This window comes from Vagococcus sp. WN80Y, from assembly GCF_059621045.1.
This window is the reverse complement of the sequence record NZ_JCAQHY010000146.1, coordinates 15,691-30,152: the sequence shown is the minus strand read 5'-3', so window position 1 is coordinate 30,152 and position 14,462 is coordinate 15,691. Positions and strand designations below refer to the sequence as shown.

The 14,462-nt window shown below is 39.0% G+C and carries 14 protein-coding genes and 1 riboswitch; of the genes, 11 read left to right on the top strand and 3 right to left on the bottom strand.

What is annotated here, in order from left to right:
* Nucleotides 1–2 precede the first annotated feature (2 nt).
* The 4 genes from AC5KOD_RS09900 to AC5KOD_RS09885 all read left to right on the top strand — a co-directional run bounded on the left by AC5KOD_RS09900 (nt 3) and on the right by AC5KOD_RS09885 (nt 4,213).
* Nucleotides 3–1,433 (top strand): family 1 glycosylhydrolase, encoded by a 1,431-nt coding sequence (locus AC5KOD_RS09900; RefSeq protein WP_496914393.1) that lies wholly within the window; start codon nt 3–5, stop codon nt 1,431–1,433.
* 36 nt (nt 1,434–1,469) lie between these two features.
* Nucleotides 1,470–2,282 carry a histidine phosphatase family protein gene (locus AC5KOD_RS09895; protein ID WP_496914392.1) on the top strand — a complete coding sequence of 271 codons (813 nt, stop codon included), beginning with the start codon at nt 1,470–1,472 and terminating at the stop codon, nt 2,280–2,282.
* A 188-nt stretch (nt 2,283–2,470) separates the two neighbouring features.
* A riboswitch (THF riboswitch) is annotated at nt 2,471–2,570 on the top strand.
* 36 nt (nt 2,571–2,606) lie between these two features.
* The gene (locus tag AC5KOD_RS09890) at nt 2,607–3,131 is read left to right on the top strand and encodes a folate family ECF transporter S component (protein ID WP_496914391.1); all 525 of its coding nucleotides are present in this window, start codon (nt 2,607–2,609) and stop codon (nt 3,129–3,131) included.
* 263 nt (nt 3,132–3,394) lie between these two features.
* Nucleotides 3,395–4,213, top strand: a complete 819-nt coding sequence (locus AC5KOD_RS09885) for a ZIP family metal transporter (RefSeq protein ID WP_496914390.1) — start codon at nt 3,395–3,397, stop codon at nt 4,211–4,213.
* 120 nt (nt 4,214–4,333) lie between these two features.
* On the opposite strand, the gene AC5KOD_RS09880 is transcribed toward AC5KOD_RS09885, so the two are convergent.
* Nucleotides 4,334–4,525, bottom strand: a complete 192-nt coding sequence (locus AC5KOD_RS09880; RefSeq protein WP_496914389.1) for a hypothetical protein — start codon at nt 4,523–4,525, stop codon at nt 4,334–4,336.
* A 331-nt stretch (nt 4,526–4,856) separates the two neighbouring features.
* On the opposite strand from AC5KOD_RS09880, the gene AC5KOD_RS09875 reads away from it, so the two are divergent.
* Nucleotides 4,857–7,076, top strand: coding sequence for a glycoside hydrolase family 3 protein (locus AC5KOD_RS09875; protein ID WP_496914388.1), 2,220 nt, complete (start codon nt 4,857–4,859; stop codon nt 7,074–7,076).
* Between the two features lie 106 nt (nt 7,077–7,182).
* Nucleotides 7,183–7,668 carry a GNAT family N-acetyltransferase gene (locus AC5KOD_RS09870; protein WP_496914387.1) on the top strand — a complete coding sequence of 162 codons (486 nt, stop codon included), beginning with the start codon at nt 7,183–7,185 and terminating at the stop codon, nt 7,666–7,668.
* On the opposite strand, the gene AC5KOD_RS09865 is transcribed toward AC5KOD_RS09870, so the two are convergent.
* Entirely contained in the window at nt 7,654–7,950 is a 297-nt protein-coding gene (locus tag AC5KOD_RS09865; protein WP_496914386.1) for a hypothetical protein, read from the bottom strand. The genes AC5KOD_RS09870 and AC5KOD_RS09865 overlap by 15 nt on opposite strands.
* 111 nt (nt 7,951–8,061) lie before the next feature.
* On the opposite strand from AC5KOD_RS09865, the gene AC5KOD_RS09860 reads away from it, so the two are divergent.
* Entirely contained in the window at nt 8,062–8,424 is a 363-nt protein-coding gene (locus AC5KOD_RS09860; protein WP_496914385.1) for a MerR family transcriptional regulator, read from the top strand.
* Nucleotides 8,425–8,486: 62 nt separating this feature from the next.
* On the opposite strand, the gene AC5KOD_RS09855 is transcribed toward AC5KOD_RS09860, so the two are convergent.
* Nucleotides 8,487–9,515: a Gfo/Idh/MocA family protein gene (locus tag AC5KOD_RS09855; protein WP_496914384.1), complete on the bottom strand. Its 1,029-nt coding sequence runs from the start codon at nt 9,513–9,515 to the stop codon at nt 8,487–8,489.
* A 409-nt stretch (nt 9,516–9,924) separates the two neighbouring features.
* Between AC5KOD_RS09855 and AC5KOD_RS09850 the strand changes: the two genes are divergently transcribed.
* The 4 genes from AC5KOD_RS09850 (at nt 9,925) to AC5KOD_RS09835 (ending at nt 14,163) form a co-directional block, all read left to right on the top strand.
* A complete protein-coding gene (locus AC5KOD_RS09850) occupies nt 9,925–10,848 on the top strand; it encodes an AraC family transcriptional regulator (RefSeq protein ID WP_496914383.1) in 924 nt (307 codons plus the stop codon).
* A gap of 165 nt (nt 10,849–11,013) precedes the next feature.
* On the top strand, nt 11,014–12,297 hold the full coding sequence (locus AC5KOD_RS09845; RefSeq protein WP_496914382.1) for an ABC transporter substrate-binding protein: 1,284 nt from the start codon (nt 11,014–11,016) through the stop codon (nt 12,295–12,297).
* Nucleotides 12,298–12,411: 114 nt separating this feature from the next.
* Nucleotides 12,412–13,320 (top strand): carbohydrate ABC transporter permease, encoded by a 909-nt coding sequence (locus AC5KOD_RS09840; RefSeq protein WP_496914381.1) that lies wholly within the window; start codon nt 12,412–12,414, stop codon nt 13,318–13,320.
* A gap of 15 nt (nt 13,321–13,335) precedes the next feature.
* Nucleotides 13,336–14,163, top strand: coding sequence for a carbohydrate ABC transporter permease (locus AC5KOD_RS09835; RefSeq protein ID WP_496914380.1), 828 nt, complete (start codon nt 13,336–13,338; stop codon nt 14,161–14,163).
* Nucleotides 14,164–14,462: the final 299 nt, after the last annotated feature.

The following is a 14,462-nucleotide window of genomic DNA, read 5'->3' as shown; positions in this document are numbered from 1 at the left end:
TTATGAAATTGAAGAATGATTTTTTATGGGGCGGTAGTATTGCGGCTCATCAGTGCGAGGGCGCATGGGATCAAGACGGAAAGGGTCTCGCGATTATGGATTTAGTGACGACTGGTTCTTATGAAGTGCCCCGTGAAATTGATCAACATATTCAAGAGGGGAAAAACTACCCGTCTCACACGGGAATTGATTTCTATCATCGTTACCGTGAGGACATAACCTTGTTTGCGGAGATGGGGTTTAAAGCGTTAAGGATTTCCATTGACTGGTCGCGAATTTATCCTAATGGAGATGAGTCTCAGCCTAATGAACGAGGGATTCGTTTCTATCAAGAGCTTGTTGCTGAATTACTCAAGAATGGCATTGAGCCAATTGTAACCTTGTATCATTTTGAAATGCCGATTCACTTAGTTAGAGAATATGGCTCTTGGGCTAATCGTCAGGTGATTGATTTTTATCTTAATTATTGTGAAACTATGTTTGAAGCTTTGAAAGGGCAGGTTAAATATTGGGTTACTTTTAACGAAATGAATCACATTGACCCTCAAACAGAGGCGAGTGATATTTTTACTTACATTATTGCTGGTCTAAAATATTCGGAGTTAACGGACAAGGCGCAGACATTAGCAACTATTGGGTATCATATGACTGTTGCAAGCTGTATGGCTGTCGAATTAGGTCACAAGATTGATCCGACAAATCAAATTGGCTGTGTTTTTGGGATTGAGCCGGTTTATCCAGTGGATTCTAATCCGATTAATGTGATGAACGCATTTAAACAGTTAGATCGAGATTTCTACCAAATTGATGCGATGTGTCACGGAGCTTTCCCTCGCTATAAACTAACTGAGTACCGCGAAGCAGGTATTCAAATAACGGTGACAGAAGCTGATCAATCCGCGTTTTCGAAAGGTAAATTGGATTTTATAGGAATGAATTACTATGCTAGTTCAGTAGCTGAGTATGAGGGGGCAGATGCCGAAAAGAGCGCTTTGTTTGGTGGTATTCAGAACCCATTTTTGGAAACAAGTAAGTGGGGTTGGGCAATAGATCCTATTGGTTTGCGTTATTTATTGAATTACACTTATCGCAAGTACGGTCTACCAATTATGGTGACTGAAAATGGTTTAGGTGCGGTTGATGACCTAACAGAAACAGGCGAGATTCATGATGCGTACAGAATTGATTATTTGCAGCAGCATATCAAAGAATTGAAAAAAGCAGTTGAAGAAGATCAAGTCGACTGTATTGGTTATTTAACTTGGGGGCCGATCGATTTAGTAAGTGCCACGACTGGTGAAATGAAGAAGCGTTACGGCTTTATTTATGTGGATAAGCAGGATGATGGTAGTGGCACTCTGGCGCGCTATAAAAAAGATTCCTTTGATTGGTATCAGCAGGTGATAGCGTCTAACGGAGAATGTTTGGATTAAGAATGAGTAAGCATATGAGAACGGGGAGAATGTAGGATGACAGTAAAGTTAAAACGGACAATAGGAATGAGCTTAGTGTTGGCAGGAATCGTATTAGGGGGATGTACAAGTAAGTCGGTGGAAAAGGCTGATTCAACGCCAACTGAAACAAAACCAGTCGAAATTTATTTTGTACGTCACGGTAAAACAATGTTTAATACGACAGGTCAGGTTCAAGGCTGGTCAGATACGCCATTAACCGATAAAGGAATTGAGCAAGCGATGGAGGCTGGTAAAGGCTTAAGTGAGGTTGAGTTTCTTTCGGCTTACTCAAGCGATATGGGACGAGCGCGCCACACAGCCCAGTATATTTTAGCTGAAAGCAAGTCAAAAAGTGTGAAGGATTTGTCGGTGAATGAGCTAGAAGGACTTCGAGAATGGGGCTATGGCGGATACGAAGGACGCGATGATGCGGAGTTGTGGACGCCATTGTTTGATGAAAAAGGAATTAAGTTTGAAAAAGATTGGTCTACTTGGGAAGAGTTGACTAAAGCAATGACAGACGAAGAGATGGCGGATGCTATAGCTAAAAATGATCCGACTCAGACGGCGGAAAACTATGAAGAAATTGTTAAACGTTCTAAAGAAGCCGTTGATACGATTATTAAAGCAGCTGAAAAACAAGGCGGCGGTAAAGTGCTAGCAGTCTCTCATGGTAGTGAAATTCCGACCATTCTATCTATTTATACGCCAGAGGATTATCATGGTGAAAGTATTGGGAACTGTAGCTTGACAGTACTTAAATATGCTGATGGAAACTATACATTAGAAAAAGTTGGCGATACTGAGTACATGGCTCAAGTAAAGTAATGACCTAGAGGGAGTTAAAGGAATAAATTTTTGCTCCAACCTAAAACAGGCCGCATAAATTAAAGGGAGGTAAGTATCCTTAGTTTATGCGGTCTGTTTTGAATGGAAGTTGGGTAAAACAAAGTGCCTCTCCTTGAAGAAGTAGTACGGTATGTGCTATATTAAAGGCGGTAGAAATACCAAAAATAAACAGAGTAGGAAATAAAGCGTTAAGTGTTGGAAGGATGGGATGTTGCCTTTCGGACGAAGGACTTTTTAGTTCGCGGTTTTATTTTCGCATTCGCTGCAGTTTTTTTGTAGCAGCTCTATTAGGAGATGCGCAGGATGAACACAAAAAAAATCACCACCAAGGGAATCGCCTTAATGGGCGTACTAATGGCTATGCAGCTGATTTTAACAAGGTTTTTGGTTATCCAAACACCTGTTGTTAGAATTGGCTTTTCGTTTATTCCCACAACGATAATGGCCATGATTTTTGGACCACTTTTAACAGGAGTTGGTTCGACATTGTCTGATTTTATTGGGATTACACTGTTTCCAACAGTTGGTGGGTACTTCCCAGGATTTTCAGTATCAGCCTTTTTATCAGGAGCCATTTATGGTTGGTTCTTTTATAAGAAGGAGATGACATGGCAACGTATCTTAATTGCGAATGTCATCATTGTCGTTTTTATTGACATCATTTTGAATACCTTTTGGTTATACTTGATTATGGGACCAGGAATTGTTGCACAAATTCCACTACGGATTGGTAAAGCGTTGATTTTATTGCCTATTCAGGTCGGAATAATGTATGGTCTTGGCAATAAAGGTGTCCTAAAGAATCAAGTTGCACGGTTTCAAAATTAATAACAGATACAACTAATAGAAGACGAACATCCATTTGTGGCTAGGAGACAATCCTAGCTGCTTTTTTTATATAATATCTTTAAGGGTGCCTAAAAAACAATTTATTTAACCCTATAATCGCTTGGCTGTCTAACAAACCTGTGATAAAATGAACACATAATGACAATGAATGAATAATTGAGCTTTTTTAGAGAGATTAAAGGGTTTTTGTTCTTAGTGAGAGAGAAAAGTAGGCAAATGAGTGTAAAAATGGAGGCGTTTAAATGGTTAATTGGCTATTGGGTCTAAATGCTTGGCAGCAAGCGTTAGTCGGGACATTATTTACTTATGGTATGACTGCCTTAGGTGCTGGGCTAGTTTTTTTCTTCAAGGATATCAAAAAAGATGTCTTAAATATCATGCTAGGATTTGCTTCGGGTGTGATGATTGCCGCTAGTTTCTGGTCATTACTTGATCCGGCAATTGAACAAGCGCGAGCAAATGGGGATATACCTTGGCTAGTGGCTGGAATTGGATTTGGTTTAGGTGGGCTGTTTTTATATGCAGCAGATCGCTTGATTCCGCACATGCATTTCGGTCCAGCTAAAGAAAAAGAAGGCTTGCCAAGTCATCTAAAGCGAACCATTTTGTTAGTATTTTCTATTACCTTACACAATATTCCAGAAGGATTGGCAGTCGGAGTGGCTTTTGGTGCTGCCAATCAAATGGCTAACCCCACTGCTGGTGTATTAGCTGCAATCTCTGTAGCAATTGGGATTGGAATTCAGAATTTTCCCGAGGGAGCCGCTGTTTCAATCCCTTTAAGACAAGAAGGATTGAGCCGTTCAAAAGCCTTTATTTATGGGCAAGCATCAGGAATAGTGGAGCCGATTGCTGGGGTGTTGGGAGCGATATTAGTAACTAAAGTATCGTCAATCTTACCTTATGCCCTCGCTTTTGCAGCTGGAGCGATGATTTATGTTGTAGTTGAAGAGTTGATTCCAGAGGCTCAGCAGACAACTTCTAGTAAAAATCACTATGGTGTTTTTGGGGTGATGGTTGGGTTTATCATTATGATGGTACTGGATGTAGCATTGGGCTAATGAATAAAAAAGCTTTTACGTGGCGTGATTATCCATGTAAAAGCTTTTTTTGCAAGAAAAATTTCGGGGGAAATTATTCTTAGTTTATATAATCGTTACTAATTAAGTGTAACGTTATAGTTAACGGTAGTACTGACGATTGTGTCTGCGATCACCAAAGATGAAGCGAACTAACCAGACAACTAATGCCATTGGGATTAAGATGTGTAAGGCAAATCCTAAGATGCCACCAAGTACTTTCATTAAAAGTGATGCTACGACGATAAATCCGACGATTGTTAATAGCGTTTTGATTGTTGAATTATTTTCCATGTCTTTCGACCTCCAGCTCTCTGTTTGTTTTCTATATACTTATCTTATCATCGAGGGGGTTCTTTGGTATCGTCCTTAGGTCTGAACTTTCTCTCACTCTTGAGGCGCGTTTTAGAAGGAAATCATGTTTTTTAGCCAAAGGAAGATGACAAGACATCTTTAAATGATTGAGATTAATCGTATTTTTGATAAGTATTGAAATAAATGCATTGTGATGTTTTTTAATGATTAGAAACGATTGTTTATTCGACCAAATCGTATTATGATAGAAGAAGAATTTAAATAACGACGATTAATTACATAAACCTGTAGTAATGGAAGGACACAAGTTATGACAAAAAAATATCAAATTGAAGAGCAGGACGGCTATTATCTTGCTAAAAATGAGTCTGGTGCAACGCTGGGGTTTGCTAAAGATAGTCCAGTAACTCTTTTAGAAGTAGACGGCTATGCTTTTAAAGATTTGAATAAAAACGGCCAACTCGACCCTTACGAAGATTGGCGCTTACCGATGGAGGCGAGAATTGCTGATTTGGTAAAACAAATGGCCTTAGAAGACATTGCTGGCTTAATGCTATATAGTGCTCATCAATCTGTTTCAAGTGAAGGGCTATTTGGTACGATGTTTGCCGGAACCTATAAAGGTCAGACGTTAGCTGAAAGTCAGGCGAACCTTGCTGACTTAACTGATCAGCAAAAAGCGTTTTTAAAAGACGAGCGATTGCGTCATGTCTTATTAACGGCTGTTCAAGATTTAGAGACAGGTGTAAAATGGAACAACAATCTGCAGGCGTATGCTGAATCCTTAGATTTAGGTATTCCTGTTAATATCAGTAGTGATCCTAGGCATACCACAAGTGCCAATAGTGAATTTGATGCAGGGGCAGGGGGCGATATTTCTAAGTGGCCGCATCAGCTTGGGTTAGCCGCAACCTTTTCTCCAAAATTAATCAAGGAGTTTGGTGAGATTGCTGCAAAGGAATACCGCGCATTAGGCATAACGACGGCTCTTTCACCGCAAGTCGATATTGCTACCGAACCTCGCTGGATGAGATTTAACGGTACGTTTGGAGAGGACAGCCAACTGAGCACGGATTTAGCCAAAGCTTACTGTGAAGGTTTTCAAAATAGTCCAGATGGCTGGGGTAAGGAAAGCGTTAATGCGATGGTTAAACACTGGCCAGGTGGTGGCAGTGGTGAAGGTGGGCGCGATGCTCATTATGGCTATGGAAAATTTGCGGTCTATCCTGGCAATAATTTTGATGAGCATTTAAAGCCCTTTATCGAAGGCGCCTTTAATTTAGAAAAAACAAGTCAAGCTAGCGCAGTGATGCCTTATTATACAATCAGCTATAATCAAAGTAATGAAGTCGTTGGAAACGGTTTTAATCATCATCTGATAACGGAGCTGTTACGAGACAAATACAATTATCAAGGTGTTGTGTGCACAGATTGGAATATTACTCACGACGCACCTACAATCGATTCATTTATGGTAGGAAAGCCTTGGGGAGTTGAAGATTTAACTATAGCAGAACGTCATTATAAAGTATTGATGGCTGGCGTGGATCAATTTGGTGGTAATAATGAGTCAGAACCGATTATTGAGGCGTATAAAATAGGGGTGAAGGAGCATGGTGAGACATACATGCGCGGGATTATGGAGGTCAGTGCCACACGTCTACTACGCAATATTTTCCGAACAGGCCTAATGGAGAATGCATATTTAAATAGTGAGGAGTCACGTGCTCAATATGGCATTCCTACGTATCAGGAAAAAGGCTTTGAGGCTCAGCTAAAGTCTATCGTGATGGTTAAGAATAAGGCGGGAGTATTGCCACTTTCTAAGAAATCGAAGGTTTATATTCCTAAGCGGATTCGACCAGAAGGGGTTAATTGGTTTGGGCAAGTCACGCCTGCTACAGAAGAGTTGCCTGTCTTGGCCGAAACTGTGGCACCTTATTTTGAGTTGGTAGCAACACCTGAAGAAGCTGATTTTGCACTTGTTATGATGGAATCACCTAAGTCATCGGGATATAACAAAAAAGAAGGTTACTTGCCAGTATCTCTACAATACCGACCTTATACAGCTGAAAGTGCCAGAGAATTCAGTATTGCTGGAGGGGATCCTCTGGAGAAAAGTCAAGATCGTGGGTATCGCGGTAAAACGAATACAGCTGAAAATGAACGTGATCTGGATCAGTTGATCGCGACTAAGGAAAGCATGGGTGATAAGCCGGTAATCGTCACTCTTGATAGCAATAATCCGACAGTGCCGAAAGAATTTGAAGCTTATGCAGACAGCATTTTGATTCATTTTAGTTCAACCAATCAAGCACTGATGAATGTGATTAGTGGAGAGACTGAGCCGAGTGGTTTGTTACCGTTTCAACTGCCGGCTGACATGGAAACAGTTGAAACTCAACAAGAAGATGTGGCTCATGACATGATTCCATATACAGATAGTGAAGGCAACCAATATGATTTTGCCTTTGGGATGAATTTTAAAGGGATCATTGAGGATGAACGTGTTGCAAGGTATAAGAAATAAAAAAGAAAACGTTAGGAATGGCGAGTTATGTCACCATTCCTAATGTTTTTAAGGCGTTGATTAAGAAAAAAATGATATAATAACAAGGAAGAAAAGAGGGGATTACATGGAAGTTAGAATGTACCGTCAGGCAGATTGTGAGCAACTTTATGAGTTATTCTATCAAACGGTTCAACAAATAAATCGTCGTGATTATTCGGCTTCACAGATCAAGGCTTGGGCTAAACCGTCTACTGATTTTACGAGTTGGCATCGCTCATTCGAAGAGCATTATTCACTTGTTGCTGAGGCGCAAGATGAAATTGTGGGCTTTGCAGATATGAGCGATAGTGGTTATTTGGATCGACTTTATGTTCATCATCAACACCAAGGAGAAGGAATTGCCAGCTCTTTAGTTGACCGACTGGAAGTATATGCTCAGAATCAAGGCATTAAAAAAATAACTGTCGCTGCATCTATTACCGCAAAGCCCTTTTTTTTAAATCGTAATTATCGATTAGTTAGAAAGCAGCAAGTCGAACGAGAGGGGCTATTACTTACTAATTTTTTACTTGAAAAAGAGGTGCCAAAGCGATTATTAACGAATAAATAATTGATAAAGAATAATCAGTAAAAGCGAGATAATTAGCCGAACTACCAAATGGCTCAAGTTGGTTTTGTCTAAAATAACTTGACCGTTTAGCAGTGCTGAAAGTAGCAGTAAGGCTAGGCCAAGATAAAGTAGGTATTGATTAAATGGTGTCAAAAAAAGACTGAGAACACTTAGTAGATTAAGAGCGATTAACCAAAGAGGGGCTTGGCTACAAAAAGCGGTAATCGCTAATAGCATAGAACCTCCATACAAATATATTAGTGCCCACACGAAATAACTCATGATATCACCTCCAGACAGATAAATAAGTGCAATTCGTTTAAAGTACTTCTGTCATACCATATCATAGGGGGTTCACCCCCTGACAAGTAAAAAAATGAAAGGAGAGTGTGTATGAAGATAGGAAAATTTATTAAGACGAATCAAACAACTCGTGATACCGTTCGTTATTATATTGAGGAAAAGCTTTTAACGCCAATTAAGCGAGAAGGAAGTTATTGGTTTGGTGAGCAAGAACAAGAGGATTTTACTGCGATTCGTGAGCTGCGAGAGCTTGGTTTTTCAATCAAAGGGGTAAAGGCGATTCAAGCGAATCGACTAACTCACGGTTGTGGTAGTCAGGAGCAATGGATGGGCAATCATCAGCTAATTAAGCAAGAGTTAGTGGATATCGAAGAGGAATTGTGTGTGCTTCGTGAGCGTCAACAGAAATTATCAGCATTATTGGACGTCTTAGAGGAGAAGTTAGAAGAGTGAAGGATAAGAAAAAGGGTGGAGCCAACTCGAAATAGTCGTGTCTGCTTCACCCTTATTTTAGGTTAGAGAGTTATTTTTTCACCATTTGCATCAGCTGAGTCTTGTTCTCTTTCAGCAATGTAGATGGTTTGTTTGGCGCTGTCAGAGGGAACACGAATGTCAGCACGAGTATTAGTTAAAATACTTTCTGCAAAGTGTTTTATTTCTAAGTAATAACCACTTTCTTTGCTGATGTCTGGTTCAAAGCTCTTCTCACCGTGAGGATAATCCATTAATTTTCCATTTTCTAAAATGAGTGTTCCTTTTTCAAAATTAACTCTGAAGCGCATTTCAAAGCCAAAATCGTCATTGTTAATAGTCCAATCATCCTCAGCGTTGACGACTTTTCCATCGGCGTAGTGATAGTTAGAAGACACAATGTCATAACCATTGCCTTTATTAATCACTTTTCCACTAGTGGAAACTGATTCTGGGGCACCGAATAACCAGTTAATTGTATCAACATCATGAATATGTTGGTCTAATAAGCAACCACCAGATTTTTCTTTTTTCAGTAACCAGTTATCCCAAGACCAAATTGGCGTAGTACCACCACGGAAGAAAGAGGCGGCAACTACATCACCGTATCGTTTCGTATCAATGGCTTCTTTGACATATAAGTAGCTTGGGAAGAAGCGAAGGGTTTGTCCAATCATTAGTTGTTTATCGTATTTTTCTGAGGCATCGATCATTTCCTGAGCAGCTTCAGAGGAAATCGCCATAGGCTTTTCACAGAAAACGTGCATGCCAAGAGACATCGCTTTGACAGCCATCGGTGAATGCAGATAGGTAGGTAAACATAAATCAACGTAATCTAACTCTTCCTTTTCAATCATTTCCGCCATATCTTTGTAGAATTGATACTTGCTAAAATCGACTGGGCTGACTCCCGTCGGCAAATTCCCTTCAACTAATGCACCACCTTGTTTGGCGTCATCCACATCGCAAATTGCAACTAATTTAATCGGAAATCCTTCTTCCTCTAGACGAATGTAATTCTGTAAATGTGAATTTCCCATAAAACCTAATCCGACTAATCCAACTTTTAACATATCTGTGACCTCCTATTTTTTAAAAGCGTTTTCTTTGTAAGTCAATAATAGCAAGAGAAGCCTTTCAGATGATTTAGACTGAAAGCTTTACTTTTTGCACAAAAAGCCCATTTTCTGTTTTGAGAACTTTGTGAAATTATCTCTGTTAGGAGAAAGCTCGAAATTTTACACAAAAAGGCCAAGAAGAGGAGACGCTCTATTCAAATCCACTATTTAAGGTAATAATGGGTGTATAAAAAATTTTTCTATTCCACTCGCTTCGTAACCGCTATCAATGTTATCTTATTACTATTGATTTAAAAAAATGACAGAGGGCTGAGAATGGATAGTTGTCTTACATTATTGGTTTCTTAATTGTCGGTTAAAGCTAAATTATCAAGCTTTTCAATGAAAGAATGGTGGTAGAAAGATGACTCATCTTGATGGAGAAAATATTGAAGACAAATTACAGATACCGAACTTTTTAATAGAAATTGAGAATATTATCACGGTTTACTACAATGAGTTTACAAAAAGTTATTTTTTTGATGGTGAGAAACATGATTTTTGGGAATTTGTTTATGTTGATAAAGGTGAGATTGAGGTCTCAGCAGACGGTATCAATTATCAGTTATCTGAGGGAGATATCATCTTCCATCGCCCAAATGAATTTCACACAATTGGTGGCAATGGGATTGTCGCGTCTAATGTATTAGTGATCAGCTTTATTAGTCATTCGCCAGCTATGGCATTCTTCGACCAAAAAATCATGAAATTAACAGAAAATGAACGCAATCTGTTAGGCCGCTTTATCGGTGAGTCTAAGAGCGTTTTTGCTAGTGGATTGGGACGCTTGTATCAAGCAGATAATCGGCTAAAAAACCCTTTAGTAGGAGCCGAACAAATGATGTACTTGTATCTACAGCAGTTTTTAATTACCTTGATTAGAGTGGAATTAGACCCAGTCAATTTAGCCCGAACATCTGGTTTGTTAAAAAAGAATTTTCGGGATGACATGATTAATAAAATTGTGCTGTATTTAGAAAAAAATATGCAGCAAACAATTCTTTTAGATGATTTATGTAATGAATTTTATTTGAGTAAAACTTATTTAAAGCGTTTCTTTAAAAAAGAGACAGGTTATACAGTGATGCAGTATTTGAAAGCCTTGCGAATGGAAGCAGCTAAGAAATTAATTCGTGAGGATAACTTGAGCTTTACAGAAATCTCACGCTTAACAGGCTTCGATTCAGTTCACTATTTTTCTTCGAGCTTTAAAAAATATGAAGGCCAAACACCTAGCGAATATCAGCGTTCAATCAAGGTTTATGAAGAAGAAACATTACATAATTAAGAAATCTGTTAAATGCTACTACAATTGGACTTGCTTTTGAAAGTGAGTAGCATTTTTATCAGCGGATGAAAACGCTAACTATTTTAATACCCAGTTTCTTTGGCTATCTTCGAGCATAAATGAAACTGGTGAAATAAAAATGAATGGAAAAGGGAGGATTTTGGTATGAAACGAATGCACAAAGAAAAGGGGTTTGGAAAAATGAAGAGTAAAAAGCTTTTAGTAGGGATGTTAAGTTTATTAGCTGTTGCAGCAGTTGGTTGTGGCAATAAAGAAGAGGGCGGGGGCAAAAAAGGCGGTAAAACCGAAATTTCTTATGGATTATGGGATAAGTCACAGGCTCCTGTTTTCGAAGAAATCGCAAAGGAATTTGAGAAGGAAAATCCTGATATTAAAGTAAAAGTTGAGATCACACCATGGGCTCAGTACTGGACAAAATTAGAAACAGCTATTACTGGCAAAAATGCTCCAGACGTCTTTTGGTTGAACATACCTAAATCAACGGATTACATTGAGTCAGGTGTTGTTGCTCCTTTAGATGAATTTGATATCGATGTCTCAAAATTCCCAGAACAGTATTTAACGTCTTATACCAATGATGGCAAGTTGTACGGAATTCCAAAAGATTTCGATACAAATGGCTTGTGGTATAACAAAAAGATTTTTGATGAAGCAGGTGTCGCTTACCCAGATGATACGTGGACTTGGGATACGTGGTTAGCGACTGCTAAGAAATTAACGGATAAGGATAAAGGTGTATATGGGATGGCAACACCTGTCACATGGCAGGGCGGTTACTATGAAACCATTTATCAAAATGAAGGACAACCATTCACTGATGATGGTAAAAAATCAGCTTTTGATCAGCCAGCGACTATAGAGGGCGTTGAATTTTGGCATAAATTCCAAGAAGAAGGCGCAGCAGTTCCAATTGAAATGATGGCTAACAGTACACAATCAGAATTACTTCAATCTGGTAAGGTAGCGATGGCAATTGATGGGTCATACATGACGCCTGTCTTCTTTGAAGAAGAGTACGGCAAAGAAAATCTAGACGTTGCCCCACTTCCTAAAGGTAAAGTGAGAGCGACTACATCTAATGCCCTAGCAAACGTGATGTCAGCCCATACTAAAAATAAAGAAGCAGCTTCAAAATGGATCAAGTATCTGGCATCAGAGGAAGTGAATAAAAAAGTAGCGGAAACAGGCGTAGTGATTCCAGCTTATGAAGGGTCACAAGAGGCATGGGTCAATGCTTATCCAGATAAAAATATTCAAGTTTTTGTTGATGCAGTAGACTATGCTGTGCCATTACCAAACAATAAAAATGGTATGGCGGCAGTAGCGATCGAAACAGAAATCTTCAATGAAGCATGGCTAGGCAACATGACGGTTAAAGAAGCAGCTGCTAAATATGTTGAACAAGCCAATACCTTACTAGCCAAATAGAGTTAGCGTTTAAAAGTAATACTTTGGGAGACTGGTGGTAGTGTGTATGGCTATAGCTAGTTTTCCCAGAGTTTGTTAGTAGGTATGATTTCTAGGTCAATTAGGAGGGACAGGATGAAAAAAGGTGCCGTTACATTATTTGGCAAAAAGTATGATAAAGAAGGATTGTTCACCGCTATTCTTTTTGCTGCGCCGTTATTACTAGGTATTTTAACCTTTTATTTAATACCCATGTTTCAAAATGCCTTTTACTCGTTTACCCAATGGGGGCAATTTGGTGGCTATTCGTTTACAGGCTTAGCCAATTATAAAAAATTATTTGCAGATCCAACGGTGTTAATTGCACTCAAAAATACGGTAACGTATGCGATTTTTACAGTACCAATTGGAGTGGCAATTTCAATCGTTATTGCGGTGCTGTTAAACAATAAAATCAAAGGTGTTAGCTTTTACCGTGTTATTTATTTTTTACCAGCGGTGACAATGACATCTGCCGTTGCCATGATTTGGAAATGGATGTTTAATTCAGAATATGGCATTATCAATCAACTTTTATCTAAGATAGGGATTATGGGGCCGAACTGGTTAACGGATACCCGTTGGGCGATGATCGCTCTGATCATGGTTGGTGTATGGAGCTCGCTTGGCACATCCATTGTGTTATATCTAGCTGGGTTACAAGGGGTATCGAGTAGCTTTTATGAAGCGGCGGATATGGATGGGGCTGGCCCGATTCGTAAGTTCTTTTCAATCACCTTACCTTTGTTAACACCAACAGTCTTTTTCAACTTAATTACATCGTTGATTTCAGCATTACAAGTATATGATTTGATTTTCCTGATGTATTCCGAAACAAATCCAGCACTGAAAAGTGTCCAATCACTTTCCTACTTGTTCTATCGCAATGCGTTTGTCTTTAATGACAAGGGCTATGCCGCGGCTATCTCAGTCGTGTTACTCGCGATCACGCTGATTATCACAGTTATTAATTTCCGCTTACAGAAAAAATGGGTTCACTATTAGAGGAGGGAAATAGACATGAAGGAAGTATCGGGTAGTAAAAAAATCGGAGTCCATCTTTTGTTAATTTTGGGTTCTGTTATGATGGTTTTCCCTTTCTTATGGATGGTGTTAACCGCCTTGAAAACTAATACAGAGGCTATTGCTGTGCCGCCAACATTTTTTCCGATTGAGCCTCAATGGCAAAATTTTACCAATATTTTTACTGAATTAAACTTTGGTCGTTTCTATTTAAATACCTTTGCTTCAACAGCGGTAATCACTATCGGACAGGTTTTCTTTTGTGCGATGGCCGCTTATGCCTTTGCACGATTGGAGTTTCCATTTAAAAATGCGTTGTTTATCCTTTTATTGTCAGTTTTGATGGTGCCAGGGCAAGTTTTCTTGATTCCTCAGTATTTAATCGTACAAAAATTAGGCTTACTTGATTCGATCCCAGCTCTTTTTTTACCGGGACTATTCTCTGCCTTTGGTACTTTTTTACTGCGACAATTTTTTATGAGCATTCCTAAAGAAATCGAAGAGGCGGCGATAATTGATGGGTGTTCGCGAATTAAAATTTTCTTTACGATCATCTTACCATTATCCAAATCTGCGTTAATTTCACTGTCAATTTTTTCTCTATTATATGGCTGGAATTCACTTCTTTGGCCATTGATTGTTAACACATCACCAGACAAAATGACTCTATCAGCAGGTTTAGCCCAGTTAAGTGGTCAGCATTCGACAAACTACCCACTATTAATGGCAGGTTCATTCTTAGCGATTGTGCCATTAATCATTGTTTTTCTGATTTTCCAAAAACAATTTATCGAAGGGATAGCTTTAAGCGGATCTAAGAGTTAGTTGTACAAAATAATAGCTAATAGGATGCTAGGGGATAAAGCTAATTTGCTCTGGCGGCTATAAGAACATCAAGGTGCACGTATCCTTTTATCGTGTCACTAGCAGAGAGGGGGACTTTTGTTTCCCCTCTAATTTTTATCCAATTAACTGTTAGTGAGAGGTGGAGGAATAGTTAGTACAATAGAGGACTTAATATGTATAGAAAAAGATTTTTAAGGTGCTAGAGGCTATTAAAAATGTGGGCACGTTGAGATAATGAAAGTGAAGAAGAGCTTAATACAAGCAGAGAGGACAAAAAG

Excerpts from the sequence above, each read along its gene's own strand:
- AC5KOD_RS09845 (WP_496914382.1), top strand. The coding sequence starts at position 11,014 with ATGAAACGAATGCACAAAGAAAAGGGGTTTGGAAAAATGAAGAGTAAA.
- AC5KOD_RS09900 (WP_496914393.1), top strand. The coding sequence starts at position 3 with ATGAAATTGAAGAATGATTTTTTATGGGGCGGTAGTATTGCGGCTCAT.
- AC5KOD_RS09890 (WP_496914391.1), top strand. The coding sequence starts at position 2,607 with ATGAACACAAAAAAAATCACCACCAAGGGAATCGCCTTAATGGGCGTA.
- AC5KOD_RS09870 (WP_496914387.1), top strand. The coding sequence starts at position 7,183 with ATGGAAGTTAGAATGTACCGTCAGGCAGATTGTGAGCAACTTTATGAG.
- AC5KOD_RS09840 (WP_496914381.1), top strand. The coding sequence starts at position 12,412 with ATGAAAAAAGGTGCCGTTACATTATTTGGCAAAAAGTATGATAAAGAA.
- AC5KOD_RS09885 (WP_496914390.1), top strand. The coding sequence starts at position 3,395 with ATGGTTAATTGGCTATTGGGTCTAAATGCTTGGCAGCAAGCGTTAGTC.
- AC5KOD_RS09850 (WP_496914383.1), top strand. The coding sequence starts at position 9,925 with ATGACTCATCTTGATGGAGAAAATATTGAAGACAAATTACAGATACCG.
- AC5KOD_RS09835 (WP_496914380.1), top strand. The coding sequence starts at position 13,336 with ATGAAGGAAGTATCGGGTAGTAAAAAAATCGGAGTCCATCTTTTGTTA.
- AC5KOD_RS09875 (WP_496914388.1), top strand. The coding sequence starts at position 4,857 with ATGACAAAAAAATATCAAATTGAAGAGCAGGACGGCTATTATCTTGCT.
- AC5KOD_RS09880 (WP_496914389.1), bottom strand. The coding sequence starts at position 4,525 with ATGGAAAATAATTCAACAATCAAAACGCTATTAACAATCGTCGGATTT.
- AC5KOD_RS09855 (WP_496914384.1), bottom strand. The coding sequence starts at position 9,515 with ATGTTAAAAGTTGGATTAGTCGGATTAGGTTTTATGGGAAATTCACAT.
- AC5KOD_RS09895 (WP_496914392.1), top strand. The coding sequence starts at position 1,470 with ATGACAGTAAAGTTAAAACGGACAATAGGAATGAGCTTAGTGTTGGCA.
- AC5KOD_RS09860 (WP_496914385.1), top strand. The coding sequence starts at position 8,062 with ATGAAGATAGGAAAATTTATTAAGACGAATCAAACAACTCGTGATACC.
- AC5KOD_RS09865 (WP_496914386.1), bottom strand. The coding sequence starts at position 7,950 with ATGAGTTATTTCGTGTGGGCACTAATATATTTGTATGGAGGTTCTATG.